This window comes from Streptomyces sp. NPDC029044, assembly GCF_040637495.1.
GTDB lineage: Bacteria > Actinomycetota > Actinomycetes > Streptomycetales > Streptomycetaceae > Streptomyces.
The window spans coordinates 40,402-64,218 of the sequence record NZ_JBEZWN010000031.1 but is presented as its reverse complement, the minus strand read 5'-3'; the positions used below and the strand labels follow the sequence as shown (position 1 = coordinate 64,218).

The window sequence follows — 23,817 nt, the reverse complement described above, 5'->3', positions numbered from 1 at the left end:
AGGCACGGTCGTCCGCCTGGTATGTACGCCGACCCGCCCTCGAGGTCACCGGGATGTCCGCGCACGAGTGGTTCGCGCGCGGGCAGTTGGCAGGTCTTCGGACTCGCGGGCACGTCCTCACCATGTGAGGACACCTACTGGCCGTCGCTTCCCGGGCCCTGTTCGTGGGCCCAGTGCGTATGACGGCGGTCGTTCCCGCTCACCGCTGCGGGGCAGTCCCGGATTCCCACCGGGTTCCCTCTTACGACATCCCGCCTGGCGGACGGGACGAACCAGCTGCACCGGTCAGCCTACGGCGTGGCGCGTCGAAGGGGAGGAGGGCGCCCGTCATTCGGATGGTGAGGTGGCGCACGCGCAGGACGGGACCTGAGGGATGCGCATACGCAACAGGGCGGGAAGCTCCGCATGCGCGCTTCCCGCCCTTCCCCTGTGACGCCGTGCGGGAACCTCACTCCCGTTGGCGGTCGCGGGCCCATCAGCCCGCTCGTACCAGGCCCGCAGCCCTGGTCGTAGGTGTGGAACCCACGGCCCGCCTTCCGGCCGAGCAGCCCGGCCCTCCACCATCCGCTGGAGCAGCGCAGCGGGATCTTTCGACCTGCCGGTCGGCGGTGGGCTGTGGGGCCCCGACGCATGGGGGCTGCTGGCGGCCGAGCCGCACAGCGCCTCCACGTTCGACCTCGTCGGCTGCGTGGGGATCGCGATCACGGTGCTCCTGTGCGCGACGGTGGCGTGGGACCGACTGCCGTGGCGGCGCCGGCCGGCAGCACCGGTCATCGCCGTCGGCACGATGTCACTGACCCTCTACGTGGGCCACATCCTGGCCATCCTCGCCCTGCCCGGCGGGTGGGCACCCCGGGAGGCCGAGCGACGGCTCCATGGCTCCTACCCGAGGCCGGTCTTCTCCAGCCACCCGGCGGGGGTGGACCCGACAGTCGCCGGATGTGCGGAGAACGGCCGGGCGCCCAGGCTGGCGGCATGACACAGCACGTTCGTGACAAGGAGCCCGGGACCACCGTCGGGGCGTCGGCCGGCATCGACGTGCCCGGCCGTGACATCACACCTCGCGGTGGCCGGTTGCTGGAACTCCTGGGCCTGACGCTGGTGGCGGGCGCCGGTGTCCTGTTCGTCGTCCGTCCTGACTTCTACGAGGCAGGGGCGCACATCTTCGCCACGCGCGCGGCCTCACTGGTCCACTGAGCCGGCGATCGGCGAGCACATCCGCTCAGGGTCCCTGAGGGTTCGACCATCCGGCGTTCGTCGGGTGCACCCCCCAGCCAAGCTGGACCGCATCTGCCTGGCCGTCGTACGCCCTGAACTCCTCGCACGACACGCCCCAGTGGGCCGGTGCCCGCAGCCGCTGACGCGGTGCGTGGCCGACCACGTAGGAAAGGAATCCTGTGAACACCGCATCCGCCCGTGAGGCGACGGGTGCCGAGTCCCTGCGCACCAGCGAGACGCTCAAGGCGCTGTACGGGTACGTCCGTCCGCACCGGTGGGCCGTCGTGCTCGGTCTGCTGTTGGCGCTGGCAGGGGCCGCCGGCGGGCTGCTCCAGCCCCTGGCCACGAAGGCGCTGGTCGACCGGCTCTCGTCCGGTGGCACGATCGGCACCATCCTGCTGGCCATGACCGTCCTGGTCCTGCTGGGCATGGTGGCCGAGGCGTTCGGCGCCTATGTGCTGGAACGGACGGCGGAGTCGGTGGTGCTCGCCGCCCGCCGCAGCCTCATGGGGCGGTTGCTGCGGCTGCGCCTGGCGGAGGTGGACCGGATGCAGCCGGGCGATCTGATGTCCCGGGTGACCTCCGACACCACGCTGCTGCGGGCGGTCAGCACCCAGGCGGTGGTCTCCGCGGCGACGGGGGCGGTGACGCTGGTCGCGGCGGTCGTGGTGATGGCGTTCCTCGATGCCGTCCTGTTGGGCGTCACGCTCGGAGTCGTCGCGGTCGTCGGTGTGGCTGCCGCGCTGGTGCTGCCGAAGATCGGGCAGGCCGCCGAGCGTGCGCAGGCGGCTGTCGGGGAGATGTCCACGGGCCTGGAGCGGGTCTTCGGCGCGTTCCGTACGGTGAAGGCGTCCGGCGCCGAGGAGCGGGAGACCGCTCGCGTCGAGGCGGCGGCACGCAGGGCGTGGCGCCACGGCGTGCGCAGCGCGAAGTGGGAGGCCCTGCTGGGTTCGGCGGACAACCTCGCCGTCGAGCTGGCGTTCCTCGCCGTCCTCGCCGTAGGCGGGGCGCGGGTGGCGTCCGGGGACCTGCCCGTGTCCACCCTGATCGCTTTCCTGCTGTACCTCTTCTTCCTGATGGAGCCGGTGTACCAGCTGGTCGAGGCAGCGTCCCACTACCAGGAGGGCGCGGCCGCGATCGCCCGGATCGCGCAGGTGGACGACCTGGCGACGGAGAAGCAGGACGGGCACCGGCCGGCGCGGCCCGCGGCGGCCAAGGCGGTGCCGCCACGTCCGGCGTCGGTTCGCTTCGAGGAGGTGTCCTTCCGCTACGGGACCGGGTCGCCGGACATCCACCAGCGGGTGGACTTCGAGGTGCCGGGCGGCGGAATGACGGCGTTCGTCGGCCCCTCGGGCGCGGGCAAGTCGACGGTCTTCGCGCTCGTCGAGCGGTTCTACGAAGCGACCGGCGGCCGTGTCCTGGTCGACGGCAAGGACGTGACGAAGTGGCCGCTGTCCGAGCTGCGGTCCGTCATCGGGTACGTCGAGCAGGACGCGCCGGTGCTGGCCGGCACGCTGCGGGAGAACCTGGTCTTCGCCGCGCCCGGCGCGACCGACGACGAGATACGCGAGATCCTCACCCGGACCAGGCTCGACGCCCTCGTCGAGCGTCTCCCGCACGGCCTGGACACCCCGGTCGGGCACCGCGGCACGAGACTGTCCGGCGGCGAGCGCCAGCGCGTCGCGATCGCCCGCGCGCTGCTGCGCAGGCCCCGGCTGCTGCTCCTGGACGAGGCGACCTCGCAGCTCGACGCCGTCAACGAGCTGGCACTGCGGGACGTCATCGCCGAGACGGCACGCGAGACGACCGTGCTGGTGGTGGCCCATCGCCTGTCGACCGTCACGGACGCCGACCGCATCGTCGTCATGGACGCGGGCACGGTCCGCGCGGTCGGCACCCATGAGGAGCTGGTGGCCGAGGACGAGCTGTACGCGCAACTCGCGGCGACGCAGTTCCTGACCGCAGCGGGACGCCCCTTGGGGTGAGACGGGCCTGACCTGGGGGCTCGCCGGTGCTGACGGCCGTCATCCACCGGCTGCCCCCGCCGCACGGCGGGGGCAGCCGGCTACGGCGGTTCCCTGCCCGCTTGGTTCGTCCCTCGCCCGGGAGTCCCCGTGCCGTGCTCAGGGCCGAGGGCGAGCAGGCCCGCGGAGCAGGCCGGACGACCGCCCGATCGACATGATGCGCACGGGCATCGGCCGGCTGCCCACTCCGCGCCCCGGTGCGCCTTTCCCGCTGCGGGCTCCCATGGCGCTGATCACGACGGCGGTGACCGCGCAGCCGGCGCGTGGATCACGAAGGTCATCGGCGACCCGGCGACCCGCACCACCTTCGCGGACCTCCTCCAGGCCATCGAGCGCCCTGCCTGAGCACGCGCGCACGATCCCCGCACCACTCGGCGCCGCCGACACCCGGCAACCGGCCAACGGATCGCAGCACGCGAGGGTTTCGGGGAGTACGCACGCCTGCGCCGCGACGCACTCCCGCGCACCGGGCGACCTGGCCGGGCATCAGCCTGAGGACCGCACCGCGTCCGAGGCCGGGCGCCTTTCGAGCGTCGAGCTCTCTCCGGTCGGCGCCAGGCGGAGCTGGGATGAGTCGGCCAGGGGCCACAGCCGAGGCCCGCAGGGGTGATCCCCTTGCGGGCCTCGGACGGCTGACCAGGCCGGGATGGACAGTGAGCGCGCCACCCCGGCCTGACCTCACCGGATGTACTGGGCGGGCTTGGTGGCTGCGTTGAGCAGGTACTCCAGGGGGCCGCGGCGGAAGAAGCGGGACCAGATCGCGGCGAAGACGATCGCCCCCAGGATGTACGTGAGCACGGGTACCCAGGACTTCGTGGTGCCGGCGCCGGAAGCGGGCCACGCGGACTGTGCGAGGAAGTGGCCGACGTAGGCGGTCAGGGACATGGTGCCCACGGCGATGACCGGTTTCGCCAGGCGGCGCAGTCGCGGCAGGCGGTCGATGGCCACCGTCGCGCCCACGATCACCAGGATCGCGACCCCCAGGCAGCCGATGGTGTCGAGGGTGGTGCCGGTGTGCGACACGGCACCCAGCAGGTCCGAGGCCGACTGCACGGGCCCGCCGGACCCGCTGCCCATGGATCCGCTGCCCATGGACTCTGCCCCGGACCCGCTGCCCATGGACTCTGCCCCGGACCCGCTGCCCATGGACCCGTTGCCCATGGATCCTGCTCCGGACCCGCTGCCCATGGACCCGTTGCCCATGGGCCCCGATCCGGAGCCGCTGGACGGCCCTCCGCCTCCCCTGAAGCTCAGCACCGCGCTCGTGCCACCCAGCAGCGTGGCCAGGCCGTAGGCGCCCACGGTGAGGCTTGCACCGAGCGCCGCCAGGCGCCGCTGGACGGTGGCGGCGGTCAGGTCGAGGCGGGCCAGCGCCATGCCGGCGATCACGAACGCCATCCACGTGATCGTCGGGTAGAGGCCCGTGAGCAGCAGATCGAGCACTCCCACGGTGCTGAGCTTCTCGAGCGGGTCGTAGGCGTTGATGCTCTGCTGGACGGAGTCGCTCAGCCACATCTTCAGAACGAACGCCAGCTGTGGCATGACGAGCGCGATCCCCGCCGCGATGATCGCCAGCGTCCTGGCGCTCAGTCGCACCAGGAACAGCGCGAGGAGGAAGTAGACGCCGTAGTAGGCGAGGATGATGATGTCCCCGTACTCCATCGCCAGCACGGTGCCCAGCGTCAGCAGGATCACGGCGCGGATCGCGATCCGGGCCTTCGCCCGCCGGCCCGCCAGGCCGGTCTTCGGCTCAAGGCGGCCTGCGATCAGCATCAGCGAGAACCCGGCGAGAGTGGCGAACAGGGCCGACGAGCGTCCCTCCGCCAGGGAGTACACCCAGCTGCCGAGGTCGTTCCCGGCTGACGGCATCGGGGCGATGTGCACGATGTACATGCCGAACACCGCCAGCGCGCGGGCCAGGTCCAACCCGACCAGGCGTCCGATCGAGGGGCCGGGCGAGGCCCGCACGGCGCCCCCGGACGGGGTTTGGGGCCGTGGAGGCGAGTTCTCCTGCGGGGCCGATGTCTCCTGTGGCGGCGGTATCTGCGTCATACGCAGAATCCTTCGGTGCCGTCAGGAGGCGGACCATCCGGCAGGCTTCGGTGACGCGCCCGCCGACTGGCCGGGACCACCCAGCCGACCGGCGGAACAGTGCCGGCCCGGTCGGCGGGCGGGCCCGGGCGGCTGGCGGGCTCGGGCGGCTGGCGGGCTCGGGCGGCTGGCGGGCTCGGGCTGCCGGCGGGCCCGGGCGGCCAACCGCCCTATTTGATGAGGGCGTTGGCCACGACGACCGCCAGCCCGAGCAACGAGTCCACGGTGCCGATCATCAAGGCGGAGCGCCACGTGCGACCGGCGGCGCGGGCCGCGACCAGGCCCCAGGCGAACAGCAGCACGACGTTCACGGCGAAGGCCACGGACTCGATGCCCTCCGAGGGCCACCACCCCCAGCCCGCGCCGAGCAGCAGGAGCACTGTCGGCGACGTCGCCACCACCAACGGCCATTCGGACAGCAACAGCCGCCACGCGGCGCGCACACCGTGATGGGCCCGGTCGCCGCGCAGGGCGATCAGATGTGCGTAGCCGTGCGCCAGGGCCGATGCGGCGGCCGTGACCAGGAGCCACTGGGCGCTGCTGAACCGGTCGGCGGGCGCCGTCTCACCCTGCTCCGTCAGGGCGGCCACCATGGAGCTGGCCAGAACCGCCCCGTACACGCCCCCGAACAGCACATGGGGCTGCGCCGCACAGCGGCGCAGAGCACGGACAGGCTGACGAAGGTACAACTCGGGCATGGCTGGGTGATCCTCGAACGGTTCGGAAAGCGACTGCGGCCGGCAGACCCGGTCGGGCCCACGGGCCGATCCCACCGGACGAGAACCGCCGGCACCACCCGCCGGACCTCGCTCACCCGCCCGCCGACGGGCCGGAACGCTCCCCCCTACCGGCTGGAACCGGTCTGCCGGGTGGCGGGAGTCCACAGCGGCCGTACCGTCGCGCACTTGTGCCGGTCACTACGAGCGCCGCGATCAGGGGCGAGATCCCCATCAGCAGCGCTACCAGCACATCCTTGACGCTTCTCTTCTTCGGCCTCGGGGAACATGACGCTGTCCTTTCTGGAATCAGGCGCGGTCGGGAGGACTGGATGTCATGAGCTGGTGCAGGGATCCCACCTTTCCGTCGGGGCGGAGCCGCGACGGACGAGTGTCGATGCGCTTGGGGAACGGTCGTTGCGACAGCGCAACGACCGTGGTGGGTGCGGCGTGCGGGCAGAGGCGTGGGATTCCCCTGAGGCGGACCGGAGAAGAGCGGGGAAGCGCTTCGATGCTCGTCAGAGCTCCGGGACAGTGTCAAGAGATCAGCCTCTCCGCGATGAACAGCGCGCGGAAACACCCTTGTTGCACCCTGGAGCAATCTTGGAGCGGGCCCTTGTGCGCCCTCAGTGGCTTCACTTAACCTCGCAGCAACGTCGAAGCGCTTCGACTGCGCATCACGTCGCAGCAATGGGATGTCTGCTTCCAGCTCAGCCAGTTCCAGTCACGACACCGCAGCCGAGGGCCCTCCGCCGGACGTCCTGGTGCGCCATGAAGGGTTGACGCGATGACGCCGAATGCCGCCTCCGCCCGCTCCGGACCAAGCCGGAAAAGCTTCCTCGCCTTCACGGCGTTCGACGGCGCAGCGGTGGCCGACGGCATGCCGCTGCTCACCACCTAGGGCAAGGCCGCCGACAAGCCGCTCCCGACGCGCAGTGCCGGCGATACGGCACAGCCGGGCCTTCTGTCGAGAACGGCTCGGTGGCCGACTGCACCGGCGAGGTCCCCGCGCCCCTCGTGGGCGTCGCCCCTTCCGTCTCCTTCGCACACGGCAGAGGTACGTCATGCGCACCGGCGTCGTCCTCACCGTCCGGCACCCGACGGCCGCCCCCGGCCACCCGAAGGGAGACCGCCTTCCTCAACGGCGAGGGCAGCACGGTGCCCTCGGGTTCGACGATCCGCACGCCGAGCGGATCACCGTGACGCACCGCACCCAGATGCCGCCGGGCGGCGGTCATCCCCGCTGAACAGCGATCACTCGTAGAAGAAGGGAACCCCCATGAAAAAGTCCCGGATCCTGCCCCTGGCCGCGCTTGTCTCCGCCCTGCTCGGGCTGACGGCGGCAGGTGTGACCCCTGCCTCCGCCGCCTCCGACACGCCTTTGCGGGTCATGCCGTTGGGCGACTCGATCACCTGGGGTGTGGGAAGCAGTACGGGCAACGGCTACCGGGCGCCGCTGTGGGACAGACTCGCCGCGGACGGCCACCCGCTGGACTTCGTGGGTACCGGGCAGGCCGGCACGATGTCCGATCCCGACAACGAGGGACACTCGGGGTACCGCATCGACCAGATCGCCGCACTCGCCGACGCCTCGCTCACCCGCTACCGGCCCAATGTCGTCACGCTGCACATCGGCACCAACGACCTCCAGGGGGCCTCCGAGGTCAACACCGCCATCTCCCGGCTGAAGTCGCTGGTCGACCAGATCACCGCCGACGTCCCCGACGCAACCGTCCTCGTCGCCTCCCTGGTCGTGTCCACCAGTCCCTCGGAGGAGCGGTTCCGGGGCGCGTACAACCAGGCCACCCGCCACATCGTCAGCGAGGCACAAGCGGCGGGCAAACACGTCGCCCACGTCGACATGAGCAGCCTGACCACGGCCGACCTGGCCGACCCCCTGCACCCCAACGACTCGGGCTACCAGAAGATGGCCGACGCCTTCCACCGCGGCGTCCGGGCCGCGGACAGCGCCGGATGGCTGAAGAACCCCGCCCCCGCCCCCGCACGCGTACAGTCCGGCATCGCCGGCAAGTGCATGGACGTCAAAGGCGCCGCCACAGCCGACGGGACCGCCGTCCAGACGTGGAGCTGTGGCGGCGGTGCCAACCAGTTGTGGTCCGCCTACACCGACGGCACGCTGCGCTCCATGGGCAAGTGCCTCGACGCCGCCGGCTATGGCACCGCGAACGGAACCAAGGTGCAGCTCTGGTCCTGTCACGGCGGCGCCAACCAGGTATGGCAGCCCTACAACGGCGGCTACCGCAACCCCGCTTCGGGCCGCTGCCTCGACGTTCCGGGTTCCTCCACGGCCGACGCCACGCAGCTCCACCTGTGGGACTGCAACGGCGGCTCCAACCAGAAGTGGACCACTCTGACCGCCGGATGACCCCGCTCCGGGATCTGCGCCCTTTCCGGGGTGCGGATCCCGGAAGACCGCTCCTCGGCCAGGACTTTCTCCCGACACCTACGGCCGCGTCTACGTCGGCACCAACGGACGCGGCCTGAAGTACGGCGACCCGTCCTGACCTCGGCACCCGAGCGGGGCCGCAGGCACGACCGCCTGTGCCCCGCCGTGGCCGACGTGCTTCCTGGACCTGCCAAGCCGGCCCTGCGCCCTTACGGGTTACGGGTCACCGGTCACCGGTCACCGGTTACGGGTTACGGGTTACGGGTTACGGGAGCGTGGTCCACTTCTGGTTGTTCTGGCCGTTGCAGGTCCACAGGATGACCGGGGTTCCGTTGGCGGAGCCGGCCTCCTTGGCGTCGAGGCAGAGCCCGGCGCGGACGTTGCGGACCGACCCGTCGGAGCCGACCGTCCACTTCTGGTTGTCCTGGCCGTTGCAAGGCCAGATGACGACCGGCGTGCCGTTGGTGGTGCCCCGGCCGGAGGCGTCCAGGCACTTGTCGCCGTAGACGCGGATCTCGCCTCCGGCCCAGCTGGTCCAGAGCTGGTTGGCGGCGGTGTGGCAGTCCCACAGCAGCGTCTTCGACCCGGCCGCGGTGGCGGCGCCGTCCACGTCCAGGCAGCGGCCGGACCCGCCACCGCGCAGGCGCCCGGTGGTGGAGGCCGGCGGGCTGCCGCCGGTCATCCTGTACACGGCGACACCGTGTGCCGGGACGCTCGCGGAGATCTGCCCGGAGGTGCTCGACGTGCCGCCGGTCCACAGGTCGGTGAGGGTGAACGACCCCCCGGTCAGGCCGACCTGCGCGGCCGTGGCGTTGATGGTCGCGGTGCTGCTCCCGCGGTTGAACAGGCCCACGGCGACCGAGCCGTCGGACAGGCGCTTGGCGAACACCTCGGTGTCGCCGTCGTCGCGCACCCGGCGACCGCCCGCGCCCAGCGGGTCCTGGTTCACCGCCAGCAGACGCGGGTTGCGCAGGATCGCGCTCACGTCACCGGACATGGTGCGGATGTCGTTGCCCGCGATGAGAGGGGCGCCCATCAGCGCCCACAGCGCGAAGTGGGAACGCGACTCGGTCAGTGACAGACCGGGACGGCCGACGACGAGCATGTCGGGGTCGTTCCAGTGTCCCGGGCCCGACTGAGCCGCCAGTGGCGCATTGACATCCAGGACGTTGCCGACGCCCATGGGGTAGCTGTTGGTGTTGCCGTTCTGCCAGATGTCGAGCAGGTCCTCGGTCGTCCGCCACAGGTCGGCGACCTGCCCCCAGTCGTAGGTGGCGCCGGTGGGGGCGTGGAAGCTGTTGGGGTTGATGCTGTAGACGATCGGACGGCCGGTGGCCCGCAGGGCGTCGCGCATGGTCGTGAACTGCGCGATCTGCTGGCTGAGAGTGCCGCTGCCGGAGCACCAGTCGTACTTGAGGTAGTCCACGCCCCAGGAGGCGAACGTGGCGGCGTCCTGGGCCTCATGGCCCTTGCTGCCGGTGGAGCCGGGGTAGGTGCCCACACCCTGGGCGCACGTCTTCTCGTTGGGCGCCTGGTAGATGCCGAACTTCAGCCCCTTGCCGTGGATGTAGTCCCCGAGCGCCTTCATGCCGCTGGGGAACTTGGCCGGGTTGGACCGCAGGTTGCCCGCCGCGTCGCGCTGGGGGTCGAACCAGCAGTCGTCGACGACGACGTACTGGTAGCCCGCGGCCTTCATGCCCGAGGACACCATCGCGTCGGCGGCCTGGCGGACCTGCGCCTCGGTGATCCCGCATCCGAAGCTGTTCCAGCTGTTCCAGCCGAGCGGCGGGGTGAGCGCGGGACTGCCCGGCGCGGCCTGGGCGGTCGTGCCGGCGGAGGCCGTGGCGCAGGCGCTCAGCGTCAGTGCGGTGGCCGTGAGGAGCCGCAGCAGTCGTCTGTGCAGGGGAACCATGGGGGCCCCTTCCCGGCCCGCGAAGCGGAGCCGCTTCGCGGGCCTGATCGGCGGTCAGGAGGGCGTGATCACGTGCGCGCGGGTCAGGGCCGCAGGGTGAGGAGACCCGGCCGGTACGGCAGTTTCAGGTAGTCGGTGCCGTCCGATGCGGGGGTCCTGCCCTGGTAGAGGAACTGAAGGTTGCAGGGGTCGACGGTCATCGTCTGGTCGGGGTTGGTGCGGACCAGGTCACCGTGGCTGATGTCGTTGGTCCAGGTGGCGCCGCTGTTGGCCTTGCCGGCGAAGGGGCTGCTCTCGCTGCCGGCCTGCACTGTCCACGGACCGTTCAGGCCGGAGGCGGTGAAGGAGCGGAAATAGCGGCCGTTCGCGCCCATCGCCTCGACGATCATGAGGTACTGGTTCTGGCCCTTGACCTTGTAGACCTCCGGCGCCTCGAACAGCTTCTCCTTCGTGTCGCTCATGACCGTGGTGTACGACGAGCCGAAGCTGGCCGGGAAGTTCCCGATCGGCATGGTCGACTTGTAGATCTTGCCGTTGTCATCGGCGAAGAACATGTACATGTTCTGGTCGTCGGCGATCACGGTCGGGTCGATCGGGCCGCTTTCGGGGAGGCTGCCGGTGAACAGCGGCTGCGGGGCGGACCAGCCGTTGGGGTCGGTGGGGTCGCTGGACGTGCGGTAGGTGAAGGGCCAGGCGGTACCCCACCCGTTGGAGGTCAGCACCCAGATGTTCTTGGGCGCGAAGTAGAACAGTTTGGGCGCCACCGCCAGGCCCGGGCTCATCCCGGTCTGGGGGGCCGTCGCCATGTCCGACCAGTTCGTGAAGGGACGGAACGCCATCGTGCCCCACGACGATCCGTCAGAAGTGGTCGCGTAGACCAGCTGCTTGCCGTTGTACGGCACTGTGGTGAAGTCCTTCAGCGCGATCCAGCCGTTCGACGGCTGCGCCAACGGGCCGGTCGACGACCACCGGTACGCCGGCGGAAGGGCACACGTGTCGCCCGGCGGCGCGGACAGGCCCGTCCACTTCTGGTTGCTGCCGCCGTGGCAGTTCCAGAGCTGCACCGCCGTGCCGTTGCCCGTGGCGCCGCCGCTGACGTCCAGGCAGAGCCCGGACTCCACGCCGACGATCGTGCCGTCGGAGTTCACCCGCCACTGCTGGTTCGCACCGCCGTGGCAGGCCCAGATCTGCACCCGCGTACCGGCCGCGGTGGCGTGGCCGGGCACATCCAGGCACTTGTTGCCGTACACGGTCAGCCGGTTGTCGTCCGTCAGCGTCCACTGCTGGTTGGTCCCACCCGTGCAGTCCCAGACCTGAAGGTTCGTGCCGTCCGTCTGGCCGGCGTTCGGCACATCGAGACACCGTCCGGAACCGGCGCCGCGCAACGTGCCGCTGGTGTCCGCCTGAGCCGGGTTGGCGACGAGCGTCGCCGCCGAAGCGACCAGGGCCGCGAGCACCACAGACAGTCGCCTGAGGCTTGAACCACGTCTGCGCATGGGGCCTCATCTCTTGATTGAGCGGACGTTCGACATATCGATCAATGGTCGGGATGTCGTGCATGCGGGAGGGTGGGAGCTCGACCGCGCCCGACTTCGAGGCGGCCTCAGTTCCGCACGAGGCGCCGGCGGTTGTCAGCGGTTGTCAGCGGTACCGTCATCCGGGTCCTGCACCGCGAACGCTCCGACGGCGGTGGAGTTGTTCTCTTCGGTGCGTTCGCCCACAGGTCGTGCGTTCGGGCGTGACGCGTCACGTGCTCATCCGTTGGGGTCTGGGTTCGATCGACCCTCTCGAGTGATACATGGGATGGATTAACGGATATGGGCGTTGCTCCTGTCTAGTCCCGCGACACGGAAGACTTGGCTACTAGCGGGTTTCGTCCGGCTCCCGGCTCTGACGTGGCGTCAAACATGCGACTACTGGGCCGAAGCTTGCTCATGCCCTACGAGGTCGTCCCCGACCAGACCGTGTGCAGAGGCGGCTCCACGCATTAGAGTGAAGCGCCCGTTTCTGGCTGTGGCCACCGTCCACATTCGTGAGTTTCTGAGGTTGTGTTGACTCCCTACGTCGGCTCCGGTCCGTACTGCTTCTCCAACTCGCTCTGCATGACGCTGGGGGAGAGCGCGCCACCGCCGACCTTCCTCGAGGTGCTCACCGGTTCACCCTTCGGCTTCCAACTGCTCGCCGACGAGGTGCCGTTGTTCGATCCGCTCGGCTGGGACCCGGAAGCCGGCCTGGACGCCGCGATCGACTTGCTCGGCTACGTGTGCGAGCGCACTGACGGCAACGACGCCGACGACGCACTGGCGGGACTCAAGACGGCACTGGAGCGTGGACCCGCGCTGGCCGGACCACTGGACATGGGCCTGCTGCTGCACCAGCCCGACAGCGCTTCCGCCACCGGAGCGGACCATTACGTGACGGTCGTGGCGATGACCGAGGACACGGTGGTCTTCCACGACCCGCACGGCCACCCGTTCGCGACGCTGCCGACGGCCGCGTTTCTCCAGGCATGGCGGGCCGAGAAGGTCGCCTACATCGACAGCTCCTTCGTACTGCGCTCGGCGTTCGAGCGCCGCCGAGAGGTGACCGCGGACGAGGCGCTGCGTGCGTCGCTGCCCGGCGCTCTGGCCTGGCTCGGCATCCGGGCGGATCGTGACGTTCCGCCCGGCACGCTCGCCAACGAGCAAGGGCTGGAGCGCCTCGCCGAGCAGATCACCACCGGTGAACTACCCGAGGACATGCGGGAGATGCTGGAGAGGTTCTCGGTGAGGGTCGGTGCCCGGCGGCTGTCCGACGCAGCCGTGGCCCTGTCCGGCTGCGGGTACGAGGAGGTGGCCCGGCTGCTGCGTGCACAGGCCATGCTCCTGGGCAGCCTTCAGTACCCGCTGGTGACCGGGGACGACGCGACGCTGGTGTCCGGTCTGCGGCAGCTGGCGCCGACGTACGGCGAACTGCGTCAGGTGCTGGCCCGGACGGTCGCCGCGGACGGGCCCGACGGCGACGGACGATAGCCCGCACCGGGACGGCGTCGGGTGCCGTGCGGCCGACGCCGTCCCCGCCGCGACGCAATCAGCCCCGAGGGCCGGACACGTTCAGCACCTTCGGGCGGGTGTAGGCGAGCAGGCCCAGGTGCCCGTACTCGACGCCGACCCCGGAACTCTTCGTACCGCCGAACGGGACGTCGTGCCGGAGGTCGCCATGGGTGTTGATCCAGACCGTGCCGCAGTCGAGGCGGTCGGCCAGCTCGCGCGCCTGGCGCTCGTCACCCCACAGTGAGGCGCCGAGGCCGAACTCGGTGGCGTTGGCGCGGGTCATGGCCTCGTCGATGTCGTCGTAGGCCAGGACCGGGACGACCGGCCCGAACTGCTCCTCCGTCTCCAGCGCGGTGCCGGGCGGCAGGTCGGTCACCACGGTGAGCGGGTAGAAGTGGCCCGGCCCGTCGGGGACGGAGCCGCCGGTGAGCACCCGGGCGCCCGCCCGGACCGCGGCGTCGACCAGGGCGGCGACCCGGTCGCGCTGGGCCCTGCTGATCAGCGGCCCGTATTCGGTGGCGGGGTCGGAGCCGTCACCGACGACCGCCCGCCCGGCCCGTTCCGCCAGCAGCTCGGCGAGTCGCCCGGCCAGCGCCCTCGGCGCGTAGACGCGCTTGATCGCGGCGCAGAACTGTCCGCTGTTGGCCATCGCGGCACCGAACAGCGCCGGGGCGATCGCTTCCACGTCGGCGCCCGGCAGGACGATCGCCGGGTCGTTGCCGCCCAGTTCGAGCACCACGGGTGTGAAGCGGCCCGCCGCGTGCCGGGCGATGGTGCGCCCGGTCTCCACCGAGCCGGTGAAGGAGATCAGACGGATACCCGGGTGAGTGGTCAGCGCCTCCCCGAGGGCGTCGGCGCCGGACACCACGTTGAGCACACCCGGGGGCAGGCAGTCCTGGAGGACCTCTCCGACCCGAAGCGTCGACAGCGGAGTCTGGGGGGAGGGTTTCAGGACGACCGTGTTGCCGGCGAGCAGAGCCGGGGCGACCTTGCACATGGCCAGGATGATCGGGAAGTTCGATGGCGCGATGGCCGCGACGACCCCGTAGGGCTCGCGCGACAGGGTGATGCCGCAGGACGGGTCCCGAACGAGCTCCTCGATGGGCAGTGACAGTGCGGCGGTGTGGCCGAACCACCCCGCCGACAGCTCGACTTCGGCCAGTGCGCTGCTCAGCGGCTTGCCCTGCTCGGCCGACAGCAGACGGGCCGTCTCGTCGGCGACCGCGCCCAGTCGCTTCCCGCACTCCAGGAGGTGCGACCGGCGTTCGTCCTCGGTGAGTGCCGCCCAGCCGGGCTGCGCCGCGCCGGCAGCAGCGACCGCCTCGTCCAGTTGGGCCGCGGTGCAGTCGGGTGCCTCGGCGAACACCGCGCCGGTGGCCGGGTTCTCGACGGGCAGTCGGCCGGCGGTGTCCACGCGGGCCCCCGCCACGGTCATGCGGATCATCACGACGCGGATTCCGCCTTCTCCATGTGCAGACGCAGGCTCAGCGGCCGCATGTCCGTCCAGACCTCGTCCACGTACGCCAGGCACTCCTCTTTCGTGCCCTCCTTGCCGGCCGCGCGCCAGCCGGCCGGAATCTCCGCTTCCGATGGCCAGATCGAGTACTGCTCTTCGTGATTCACGACGACTCGATAGGACACAGCGTCCTGATTCAGCTCGCTCATTGCGCTTCTCCCCTTGTCCCGCCGTGCTAGCTATAGTGCGCCGGACCGCGGCATCGAAAACGAAAGCTGCGATGGTGGACCGAACTTCGGAGGTACGTTACATGAGCCAAGTGGCGCAGGGCGACGGTGAGCTGAACAGTGAATGCAATGCCGCCCACGTGCCGGTTGTCCCCTGGCCGGACCGGGCCGAATCGGGTGACTGGCTCGGCGGGGACAAGGCCGTCGTCGTCATATCCGTGGACGTCGACGCCGAGTCCCCGGTGCTGGCCCGGGGCGAGCACTACATCAACCACTTGACGACGATGTCCCACCAAGCCTACGGTCCGCGGGTCGGAGTTCCCAGGATTCTGGACCTGCTGGAACGCTTGGACGTCCCGTCCACATTCTTCATACCCGGGGTGAGTGCGGAGCGCTGGCCCTCGGTCGTCGAGTCCGTTCGCGACCGGGGCCAGGAAATCGGCCTGCACGGATTCACGCACCGCCACCCGGTCCATCTCTCCGAGGAAGAACAACGGGCGGAGCTGGAGAACAGCCTCGAAACCTTCGCGCGATTCGGTGTGACACCGCGCGGATATCGCGCTCCCAACTGGGAAATGACGCGGTACACCCTCGACCTGCTGCCCGAGTACGGGCTCGCGTACGACTCCTCCCTCATGGACGACGACCGGCCGTACGTGGTGCTGGCCGGGGAGGGCCGGCAGCGGGTCGCGGAGCTGCCCGTGCACTGGCTGCTGGACGACTGGGAGCAGTACGCCTTCCTGCCCGAGCCCGACATCGGGCAGTTGATCGAGGCTCCCTCCAAAGTAGTTGACCTGTGGACTTCTGAGCTCGACGCGATGCGGGAGCACGGTTCCCTCTGTGTCCTGACGGTCCACCCCTTCCTCACCGGACGTCCTTCGCGACTGCGCGCGCTGGAGAGCTTCATCCGGTTCGCTCAGGAATGCGGGGATGTCCGATTCGCCACGGCCGGCGAGGTGGCCGACCGCGTTCTCGCGCCGGAGCGACTCATTCCGTAGTCGACTACCGGCCAGGTTGTCCGAATCTCCGGTGGTTATGGTGCCGCTTGCCGCCGCTCTCGCCGGCGACACCGGGCGAGAATCGACAGCCGGAAAGCCTTGAACCGGAGATCGGCCGTGTGTTTGGATAACGCCCAACGAGCGGCACCGGGGGCGCGGCCACTCCGTTCAGGGGGATCCTGTCGCCTTTCGTGCGCATTCATTCAGCTGCACCGGGGGATTCACGCGTGCAGGTTCTGTAGGGGGAAGCTTCATGAGCTTCGACGATGCGTCGAATCATGCGCGTCTTGAAGAAGTGACCGATATGGTCGTGGATATCTGGGCCGACGTCCTGGAGATAGACCGCTCCACCATCGACCCGCGTGAAAGTGACTTCTTCGCGCTGGGCGGATACTCGCTCCTCGTCCTTCAGTCGATATCCCGGCTGCTCGCCGGACAAGGAATAGGCGAGGAGGAGGGTCAGGAACTCGAAGGACTTCTCCTCAACGAGCTCTTCGAGAGGCCCACGGCGGCCGCTCAGGCGGAATGCCTGCTGCGGAACATGTCGATCCAGGCGCAGTGAACATTGACCAGTCCGGTGAGTGACGCTGCATCCAATATTTTGTGGCAACGCGCCCGAGTGACGTCGAAGGACCAATCAGATTTCGTCGTCAAACTGGTTATTGCCCTCGTTCTGATCGCGGCGGGTGCCTTTCTGGCTCTAGCGCCGTACTGGCCGGCGCGGATCGCGGGCGTGTTCCTGCTCGGCGCCATGTACACCCACACGGTGGAGTTGCAGCACCAGTGCCTGCACCACTCCGCCTTCCTCAACCCCCGGCTGCACCGGCTGGTCGGAATCCCGCTGGGGATCCCGCTGTTCGTCGGCTACAGCCACTACCGGATCAGGCACCTTCAGCACCACAAGTACCTCGGAACCCCGCAGGACTCGGAGTTCTTCGGTTTCGACACCCGGCAACCCGTGACCTGGGGCGCCCTGCTGCGCGAGATGTTCAACTTCGGCCGCATCCTCACGGTGCTCGGCGAGATGGCACGCAGCATCCGCGGAACCTGGACGTACGACATGGGAGAGGTGCCCGAACGCCGTCGCCGCGAAGTCATGAGCGAGTACCGCATCATGGCGCTGTGCCTGCTGGCGGCTGTCGTCGCCGGTTGCGCGGGCTTCGGCGAGCAGGTCCTGCTGCTGTGGGTGCTGCCCCTGGTGGTGGCGGTCCCCTTGCACTTCGTCGTGGAACTGCCCGAGCACATCCTCTGCGACAACGCCAGCACCGACGTGCTGCGCAACACCCGCACCATCACGGGCAGCCGGTTCAGCACCTGGTACACCAACGGCAACAACCTGCACGTCGAGCACCACGCCGCCATGTCGGTGCCTATCAACCGCCTTCCCGAACGCCATCCGGTGGCCGTGGAGTTGGCCGTCCACTCGCACCGCAGCTACCCCGCCTTCTTCCGTCTGATCGCCCGTGAGGCGCAGCGCAACCGGAAGGCCGGGCAGAGCCGGTAGCCACCCCGCCGGGCCCGGCGGTCGTACGTCCCTCCCGCACGCACGCACTTCGAGCAGCACCGATTGGGTACAACGTGGCACGCATAACTCCCCGGAGAGCAGCGACAGTCGTGATGCTCCTGGTCATCGCGCTCACCGGGTGGTCGCTGTACACCCTCCGGCCCTCCGCCCCCGCCTCCGTCGCGGCTCCCGCGCAGGACTTCTCCGCCGCACGCGCCATGAAGGACGCCGAGGTCATCGGTCATGCCCCGCACCCCATGGGCAGCGCGGGCGCGGCCGAGGTGCGCAAGCATCTCCAGAAGCGGCTGACGGCCCTCGGAGGCAGGGTGTCGGTGCGGACCGGCACCGTGGCCGTCAACGAGGAGGGCACCGCCAAGGTCGGCGAGGTCACCAACGTCCTCGCCAGCTTCCCCGGCACCGATCCCACGGGAACGGTCCTGCTGGTGGCGCACTACGACTCCGTCCCCGCCGGGCCCGGCGCCGCGGACAACGGCGTCAACGTCGCGGCGATCCTGGAGGTCGTGCGCGCCCTGAGGGCGGAAGGGACGACGACCCGCAACACCATCGACGTCCTCTTCACGGACGGCGAGGAGGCCGGCCTGCTGGGCGCCCACGACTTCGTCACGAAGAAGTCGGCCGACCCCGCGAAGACGGTGGTGGTCAACCTGGAGGCACGCGGCGTCTCCGGCCCCTCGATCATGTTCGAGTCCGGCCCCCGCAACAGGGGGGTGCTGCCGGCCCTGAGCGACGCGGGCCGCCCCGTGGCGACCTCCCTCGCCGACGAGATCTACCGGCTGCTGTCCAACCACACCGATTTCAGCGAGTTCAAGGAAGCCGGCTTCACCGGACTGAACTTCGCCTTCCTCGACGGCTCCGCGCGCTACCACACCAGCGGCGACACGGTCGCCAACGTCGACCGCGCGAGCGTGCAGCACCAGGGCGACTCGGTGCTGGCCGTCGCCAGGGCGCTGTCCGGGGCGTCCCTGGGCTCCCTGGACGGCGGTGAGGACACGTACTTCACCTTCCTCGGGTTCCTCGTCCACTACGCGCAGTCCCTCGTCCTCGTCCTCGCCGTCCTCGCCGTCCTCGCCTACGTCGCCACCGTCTGGTACGCCCGGCGCACCGGCGCCCTGAGCGGCGGCAGCGTCAAGGGCGCCTTCGGCTTCCTGGGCGCGCTGGTCGCGTCCTGGTTCACCGCCTTCTGCCTCTGGTCGCTCGTGGTGCTGATCCGGCCGGAGTACGACAACCTGCTCATGGGCGACACCTACCGGCCCGAGTGGTACAGGGCCGCCTTCCTCGCCTTCGGCTTCGCCGCGGTCATCGCCTGGTACCAGCTCCTGCGCCGCCGGATCCCCGTCCTCGCGCTCACCCTGGGCGCCTGGGGCTGGTTCGCCTTCCTGGCCCTGCTCACCGCCGTCCTCGCACCGGGTGCCGCATATCTGTTCACCTGGCCGCTGCTGGTCGGCTGCGCCGCTCTGGCCGCCGCGCTGCGCTGGGGCGGCCCGGACGGCGCGTGGCACCCGGTCGGCGCCTCCGTCGCGGCCCTGCCGGCCCTGGTGCTCTTCCTGCCCGTGATCGTGCTGATCTTCCCGACCCTCGGCGTCAGCGCCGGGCCCGTGCCGCTGATCCTCTGCGCCTTCGTGACCGTCCTGCTGGCGCCGCTCGCCGGGGTCCTGCCCCGCAGAGTCCCCGGCCTGACCGCACTGGTCGCCACGGCCGCCGGCACGGCCCTGGCGCTGACCGGGATGAAGGTGGACGGCTTCGCACCCGACCGCCCGGCCCACACCAGCCTCGCCTACCTCTGGGACGCGGACCGCTCCAAGGGCACCTGGGCGAGTTCCGACGCCTCCCCGCCCGCCTGGACGCGCAAGGTCACCGGACCGGAGCGCGGCCCCGTCTCCGACCGGTTCCCGACCTTCCCGCCCGTCCTGCCCCACGCCGCCCACAGCGAGTCCTCCGCGGGGCCCCGCCCGGCCGCCCCCGAGGTGACCGCCCGGGCCGAGGCCGCCACCGGTTCGGAACGCACCGTACGTCTCAAGGTCGTCCCCGCCCCCGGCACCTCCTACGTCACCCTGATGGCGGACGTCTCCCGGCACACCGTCAAGGGCGCCTCCCTGCTCGGCGTGAAGGTGGACGGCGGGGTCAACCGCCCCTACGCCGAGGGGCCCTGGAAATGGGGGTTCGCCCTGTACAGCGTCCCCGAGGAAGGCGTCGAGATCACCCTGCGGGTCAGTGGGAAGGGCCGGGTCCCGCTCTGGCTCACGGGCTACACCCCGGGACTGCCGCAGTCGCCGGACCTGTCACCGATGCCCGCCCACCTGACCTGGAGCACCCACGGTGACGCACTGACCGACGTCACCGCGGCGGGACGCGGCATCCGCGCCTGACGTCCCGTCATCCACCAAGCCGGAACAGGGGGAACGAAACGCCATGTGCGGAATCACCGGAGTGGTCGCCCTCGGCAGGGCTCCCGCCGTGGACGCCCGGACGCTCGACGCCATGACCGCCACACTGCTGCACCGCGGACCCGACTCCGCGGGGCGCTACCTCGACGCCCATGCGGGCCTGGGCTTCCGGCGCCTCAGCATCGTCGGCGTCCAGGACGGCGACCAGCCGATCAGCAACGAGGACGGCTCACTCGTCCTCGTCTGCAACGGCGAGATCTTCAACCACCGTGAACTGCGCGCCGAACTCGAGGCCAAGGGGCACCGGTTCACCACCCTGTCCGACGTGGAGGTGATCGTGCACCTCTTCGAGGAGCACGGCGTGGGCCTCCTGGACCGGCTCAACGGGCAGTTCGCCTTCGCCCTCTACGACCGGCACCGGCGCCGCCTCATGCTGGCCCGCGACCACATGGGCATTCTGCCCCTGTACTACGCGCGGACCGCGGAGCACCTCGTGTTCGGCTCCGAGATCAAGGCCGTCCTCGAACACCCCGCCGTCGAGCGGGCGGTGGACCTCACGGGCCTCGACCAGGTGCTGACCTTCCCCGGCCCGGTCAGCCCCCGCACCGTCTTCCGCGGCGTCAGCGGCCTCAAGGGCGGCGAGTACCTGCTCGTCGAGGACGGGTCGGTGCGGACCACGACCTACTGGGACCTCGACTACCCCCCGGACGGCGAGGAGGAGCAGCAGACCGACGCGTACTGGACCGAGACCCTGCGCGAACTGCTCGCCACCTCGGTGCGCCGGCGCCTTCAGGCCGACGTCCCGGTCGGGTACTACCTCAGCGGCGGACTGGATTCCTCACTCATCGCCGCGCTGGTCCACCGGACCGAGCCGGACGCCCGCCCGCACTCCTTCTCCATCGCCTTCGGCGACAGCGGCATCGACGAGTCCGCCCACCAGCGGATGATGGTGGACCTCCTCCGGCCGCAGCACCACGAGACCCGCTTCGAACCGGCCGACATCGAAGGCGAACTGCGGCGGATGGTCCGGCACGCCGAAACCCCGGTCAAGGAGACCTACAACACGTGCTCACTGGCCCTGTCCCGGGCCGTGCGCCGCTCCGGCACCCGGGTGATACTCACCGGTGAGGGCGCCGACGAACTGTTCGGCGGCTACCTCGGCTACCGCTTCGACCACGCCGGCCACCGCGACGGTCACGGCGCCGGCCTCGAAGGCCAGTTGGAGCGCGAGGTCCGCCAGACCCTGTGGGGCGACCCCGGCGTGTTCTACGAACGCGACTACCACGCCTGGCGGGAGTCCAAGCTCGACCTCTACGCGCCCGGCCTCGTCGACGCCTTCCCCGACTTCGACGCCCTGCGCCACCCGGTGGCCGACGGCGCGATGCTGCGCGGACGCCACCCCCTGCACCAGCGCAGCTACCTCGACGTCAAACTGCGCCTGACCGACCACCTGCTCACCGACCACGGCGACCGGATGGCCCTGGCGAACTCCGTGGAGGCCCGCTACCCGTTCCTCGACATCGACGTGGTCCGCTTCGCCGCCCGCATCCCGGCCCGCCTCAAGGTCCGCGCCGGCACGGAGAAGTACGTGCTCAAGCAGGCGGCACGCGGGCTGGTTCCCGAACCGATCATCCGGCGCGAGAAGTTCGGCTTCCGCGCGCAGGGCAGCCCGCAGCTGCTCCGGCAGAACCACGAGTGGATCGGCGACATGCTCGCCTACGACCGCATCAAGCGGCAGGGCTACTTCAACCCCGATGTGACCGAACTGCTGAAGAAGACCTACACCGAGCCCGGTTTCGAGGTCCATCCGCACCTCGGGGACGACCTGCTGCTGGTGGTCCTCACGTTCGGCGTCCTGCTGGACACGTTCGGCCTGCCCGACCACTCATGACCCACCGGGGCGGCACCGCCGGCCCTGACCGATGGAGGAGAGCACGATGGCGTTCGACCCGATCCACGCCCTGGTGGGGCAGGCCGCGGAGAAGTACCCGGAGCACGTGGCCGTTCAGACCCCGCTGGGCGAACTGACCTATGGCGACCTGGTGGCCCGCTCGGACGGCTTGGCCCACGAGCTGCGGGCGGCCGGGGTGACTCCCGGGGCCCTGGTGCCCGTGATCACCACCGACCGGCGTGAGTTCGCCGTCGCGGTGCTGGGCATCCTGAAGACCGGCGCGGTCTTCGTCCCCTTCGACCTGGACGGCCCCGACCTGCGGCTGCGCGACACCCTCTCCGGCACCGCCGCGGAGTTCGCCGTCACCGGCGCCGACGAGACCGAGCGGGTGAACGAGCTGCTCGCCTCCGCCGTGCCGCAGGCCCGCCGGCTCGCCGTGGACCTCGCCGTGCCCGCCGGGGGCGAGCCCCTCACCGACCCGCACGTGCCCGCTCCCGACGACCCGGCGTACCTCTTCTTCACTTCGGGCTCCACCGGCACGCCGAAGGCCATCGCCGGCCGGATGCGCGGCATCGACCACTACATCCGCTGGGAGACGGACCTGCTCGGCGTGGAACCGGGCTGGCGGGTCAGCCAGTTCGCCTCCGTCGCCTTCGACGCGGTGCTGCGCGACCTGTTCGTCCCGCTGGCCACCGGAGGCACCGTCGTCGTCCCCCCGCCCGGCCTGCTCCTGGACGGCGCCGGGCTCGGCCGCTGGATCGACGGGCAGCGGCTGAACCTCGTCCACTGCGTCCCCTCGGTCTTCCGCGGGCTGGCCGCGGCCGCCGAGTCCGCCGACAGCCCCGGCTTCGCCGAGCTGCGCGCCGTCCTGACCGCCGGCGAGCCCCTCGCCCCCGCCGACGCCGGCCGCTGGTTCGCCCGGCACGGCGAACGCATCAGCCTGATCAACCTGTACGGGCCGTCCGAGACGACCATGACCAAGACCTTCCACAAGGTCACCCCCGCCGACGCCGAGCGTGAACTCATCCCGGTCGGCAAGGCCATGCCGGGGGCCCGGATCGCCGTGCTCGACGGCCGCGGCAAGCCCAGCCCGCAGGGCACGGCCGGTGAGATCTACATCCGCACGCCCTTCATGTCCCTGGGGTACTACCTGCGCCCGGACGCCACCCTGGAGACGTTCGTGCCCAATCCGCTCGGCGACGACCCGGACGACATCGTCTACCGCACCGGCGACTTCGGCCGGATCCTCGCGGACGGATCGCTGGAATTCATCGGCCGCAAGGACCACCAGATCAAGATCGGTGGCGTGCGGGTCGAACTCGGCGAGGTCGAGCACCTGATCCGCGCCCATCCCGCGGTGCGGGAGGCCGCCGTGGTCCCCGTCAAGGACGGCAACGGCGACATCGCGCACCTGTGCGCCTTCGTGGAGCTGGCCTGGGCCGTCGAACCCGAGGAGGTCGGCGCACACCTCTCAGGCAGACTCCCCGCCGTCGCCGTGCCCCGGGTCTTCGTCCCGCTGGAGCGGATGCCCCGCACCATCAGCGGCAAGGTGGACCGGCGCGCGCTGCCCGCCCCGATCCTTCCGCAGCAGGCCTCCACGACGGAGTACGTCGCCCCGCGCACGCCCACCGAGGTCACGCTGGCCCGGATCTGGGCCGACCTGCTGCCGGTGGAGAAGGCGGGCGTGCGGCACGACTTCTTCGCGTCCGGCGGGCATTCGCTGCTGGTCATGCGTCTGCTGTCGCGCGTCGGCAGTGAGTTCGGCGTCGAGATCCCGCTCCAGGACTTCCTGGCCGCCCCGACCGTCGAAGCCCTCGCCGAGCGCATCGAGACCGCCATCCTCACCGGCGGCGACTCGCTCGACGACCTCCTCGACTCGCTGGACGGCCTGGACGAGGAAGAAGCCGAACGCCTGCTGAAGGAAGGGAGTGCCTGA

17 protein-coding genes, 1 pseudogene and 1 riboswitch are annotated in these 23,817 nt (G+C 70.4%); of the genes and pseudogenes, 12 read left to right on the top strand and 6 right to left on the bottom strand.

The features are described 5' to 3' along the window. Positions 1–70: 70 nt before the first annotated feature. Positions 71–292, bottom strand: a riboswitch (cobalamin riboswitch). A gap of 282 nt (positions 293–574) precedes the next feature. The 3 genes and pseudogenes from AB0E85_RS23690 to AB0E85_RS23680 all read left to right on the top strand — a co-directional run. Continuing rightward, positions 575–841: pseudogene (locus tag AB0E85_RS23690) on the top strand (hypothetical protein); the annotation flags it as partial. Positions 842–975: 134 nt separating this feature from the next. Next, positions 976–1,197, top strand: coding sequence for a hypothetical protein (locus AB0E85_RS23685; protein WP_361930480.1), 222 nt, complete (start codon positions 976–978; stop codon positions 1,195–1,197). Positions 1,198–1,397: 200 nt separating this feature from the next. Next, positions 1,398–3,203, top strand: a complete 1,806-nt coding sequence (locus AB0E85_RS23680; protein ID WP_361930478.1) for an ABC transporter ATP-binding protein — start codon at positions 1,398–1,400, stop codon at positions 3,201–3,203. 717 nt (positions 3,204–3,920) lie between these two features. Here AB0E85_RS23680 and AB0E85_RS23675 read toward each other — a convergent pair. Together AB0E85_RS23675 and AB0E85_RS23670 are read right to left on the bottom strand one after the other, a co-directional pair. Further along, the gene (locus AB0E85_RS23675) at positions 3,921–5,294 is read right to left on the bottom strand and encodes a DUF418 domain-containing protein (RefSeq protein WP_361930475.1); all 1,374 of its coding nucleotides are present in this window, start codon (positions 5,292–5,294) and stop codon (positions 3,921–3,923) included. Positions 5,295–5,503: 209 nt separating this feature from the next. Next, positions 5,504–6,031, bottom strand: coding sequence for a hypothetical protein (locus AB0E85_RS23670; RefSeq protein WP_361930472.1), 528 nt, complete (start codon positions 6,029–6,031; stop codon positions 5,504–5,506). A gap of 1,082 nt (positions 6,032–7,113) precedes the next feature. Here AB0E85_RS23670 and AB0E85_RS23665 point away from each other — a divergent pair. Further along, on the top strand, positions 7,114–7,296 hold the full coding sequence (locus tag AB0E85_RS23665) for a hypothetical protein (protein ID WP_361930469.1): 183 nt from the start codon (positions 7,114–7,116) through the stop codon (positions 7,294–7,296). 32 nt (positions 7,297–7,328) lie between these two features. After that, positions 7,329–8,435, top strand: a complete 1,107-nt coding sequence (locus tag AB0E85_RS23660) for a ricin-type beta-trefoil lectin domain protein (protein ID WP_361930467.1) — start codon at positions 7,329–7,331, stop codon at positions 8,433–8,435. Between the two features lie 286 nt (positions 8,436–8,721). Here the strand turns inward: AB0E85_RS23660 and AB0E85_RS23655 are convergent, their stop codons facing one another. Both AB0E85_RS23655 and AB0E85_RS23650 read right to left on the bottom strand, forming a co-directional pair. After that, on the bottom strand, positions 8,722–10,368 hold the full coding sequence (locus tag AB0E85_RS23655; RefSeq protein WP_361930464.1) for a ricin-type beta-trefoil lectin domain protein: 1,647 nt from the start codon (positions 10,366–10,368) through the stop codon (positions 8,722–8,724). Positions 10,369–10,451: 83 nt separating this feature from the next. After that, on the bottom strand, positions 10,452–11,864 hold the full coding sequence (locus tag AB0E85_RS23650; RefSeq protein ID WP_361930461.1) for a non-reducing end alpha-L-arabinofuranosidase family hydrolase: 1,413 nt from the start codon (positions 11,862–11,864) through the stop codon (positions 10,452–10,454). Between the two features lie 555 nt (positions 11,865–12,419). Between AB0E85_RS23650 and AB0E85_RS23645 the strand changes: the two genes are divergently transcribed. Beyond that, positions 12,420–13,379: a hypothetical protein gene (locus AB0E85_RS23645; protein WP_361930459.1), complete on the top strand. Its 960-nt coding sequence runs from the start codon at positions 12,420–12,422 to the stop codon at positions 13,377–13,379. Positions 13,380–13,437: 58 nt separating this feature from the next. Here AB0E85_RS23645 and AB0E85_RS23640 read toward each other — a convergent pair whose 3' ends face one another. Both AB0E85_RS23640 and AB0E85_RS23635 read right to left on the bottom strand, forming a co-directional pair. Continuing rightward, positions 13,438–14,844: an aldehyde dehydrogenase family protein gene (locus AB0E85_RS23640; RefSeq protein ID WP_361930456.1), complete on the bottom strand. Its 1,407-nt coding sequence runs from the start codon at positions 14,842–14,844 to the stop codon at positions 13,438–13,440. Continuing rightward, the gene (locus AB0E85_RS23635; RefSeq protein ID WP_361930453.1) at positions 14,844–15,065 is read right to left on the bottom strand and encodes an MbtH family NRPS accessory protein; all 222 of its coding nucleotides are present in this window, start codon (positions 15,063–15,065) and stop codon (positions 14,844–14,846) included. Before AB0E85_RS23635 ends, AB0E85_RS23640 begins: the two co-directional genes overlap by 1 nt. 101 nt (positions 15,066–15,166) lie before the next feature. On the opposite strand from AB0E85_RS23635, the gene AB0E85_RS23630 reads away from it, so the two are divergent. From AB0E85_RS23630 to AB0E85_RS23605, 6 genes are all read left to right on the top strand, one after another. Further along, positions 15,167–16,081, top strand: a complete 915-nt coding sequence (locus tag AB0E85_RS23630) for a polysaccharide deacetylase (protein WP_361930450.1) — start codon at positions 15,167–15,169, stop codon at positions 16,079–16,081. Between the two features lie 253 nt (positions 16,082–16,334). Then, positions 16,335–16,643: a phosphopantetheine-binding protein gene (locus AB0E85_RS23625; RefSeq protein ID WP_361930446.1), complete on the top strand. Its 309-nt coding sequence runs from the start codon at positions 16,335–16,337 to the stop codon at positions 16,641–16,643. A gap of 57 nt (positions 16,644–16,700) precedes the next feature. Continuing rightward, positions 16,701–17,585: a fatty acid desaturase gene (locus AB0E85_RS23620; RefSeq protein ID WP_361930443.1), complete on the top strand. Its 885-nt coding sequence runs from the start codon at positions 16,701–16,703 to the stop codon at positions 17,583–17,585. Positions 17,586–17,698: 113 nt separating this feature from the next. Further along, on the top strand, positions 17,699–19,972 hold the full coding sequence (locus AB0E85_RS23615; RefSeq protein WP_361930537.1) for a M20/M25/M40 family metallo-hydrolase: 2,274 nt from the start codon (positions 17,699–17,701) through the stop codon (positions 19,970–19,972). A gap of 43 nt (positions 19,973–20,015) precedes the next feature. Beyond that, a complete protein-coding gene (gene asnB / locus AB0E85_RS23610) occupies positions 20,016–21,881 on the top strand; it encodes an asparagine synthase (glutamine-hydrolyzing) (protein WP_361930440.1) in 1,866 nt (621 codons plus the stop codon). Positions 21,882–21,927: 46 nt separating this feature from the next. After that, positions 21,928–23,817, top strand: coding sequence for a non-ribosomal peptide synthetase (locus AB0E85_RS23605; protein WP_361930437.1), 1,890 nt, complete (start codon positions 21,928–21,930; stop codon positions 23,815–23,817).

Bases quoted from the DNA above. Each gene is read 5' to 3' on its own strand.
- AB0E85_RS23655 (WP_361930464.1), bottom strand. From the start codon at position 10,368: ATGGTTCCCCTGCACAGACGACTGCTGCGGCTCCTCACGGCCACCGCA.
- AB0E85_RS23605 (WP_361930437.1), top strand. From the start codon at position 21,928: ATGGCGTTCGACCCGATCCACGCCCTGGTGGGGCAGGCCGCGGAGAAG.
- AB0E85_RS23625 (WP_361930446.1), top strand. From the start codon at position 16,335: ATGAGCTTCGACGATGCGTCGAATCATGCGCGTCTTGAAGAAGTGACC.
- AB0E85_RS23650 (WP_361930461.1), bottom strand. From the start codon at position 11,864: ATGCGCAGACGTGGTTCAAGCCTCAGGCGACTGTCTGTGGTGCTCGCG.
- AB0E85_RS23675 (WP_361930475.1), bottom strand. From the start codon at position 5,294: ATGACGCAGATACCGCCGCCACAGGAGACATCGGCCCCGCAGGAGAAC.
- AB0E85_RS23615 (WP_361930537.1), top strand. From the start codon at position 17,699: ATGCTCCTGGTCATCGCGCTCACCGGGTGGTCGCTGTACACCCTCCGG.
- AB0E85_RS23630 (WP_361930450.1), top strand. From the start codon at position 15,167: ATGAGCCAAGTGGCGCAGGGCGACGGTGAGCTGAACAGTGAATGCAAT.
- AB0E85_RS23635 (WP_361930453.1), bottom strand. From the start codon at position 15,065: ATGAGCGAGCTGAATCAGGACGCTGTGTCCTATCGAGTCGTCGTGAAT.
- AB0E85_RS23665 (WP_361930469.1), top strand. From the start codon at position 7,114: ATGCGCACCGGCGTCGTCCTCACCGTCCGGCACCCGACGGCCGCCCCC.
- AB0E85_RS23660 (WP_361930467.1), top strand. From the start codon at position 7,329: ATGAAAAAGTCCCGGATCCTGCCCCTGGCCGCGCTTGTCTCCGCCCTG.
- asnB (WP_361930440.1), top strand. From the start codon at position 20,016: ATGTGCGGAATCACCGGAGTGGTCGCCCTCGGCAGGGCTCCCGCCGTG.
- AB0E85_RS23685 (WP_361930480.1), top strand. From the start codon at position 976: ATGACACAGCACGTTCGTGACAAGGAGCCCGGGACCACCGTCGGGGCG.
- AB0E85_RS23670 (WP_361930472.1), bottom strand. From the start codon at position 6,031: ATGCCCGAGTTGTACCTTCGTCAGCCTGTCCGTGCTCTGCGCCGCTGT.
- AB0E85_RS23640 (WP_361930456.1), bottom strand. From the start codon at position 14,844: ATGATCCGCATGACCGTGGCGGGGGCCCGCGTGGACACCGCCGGCCGA.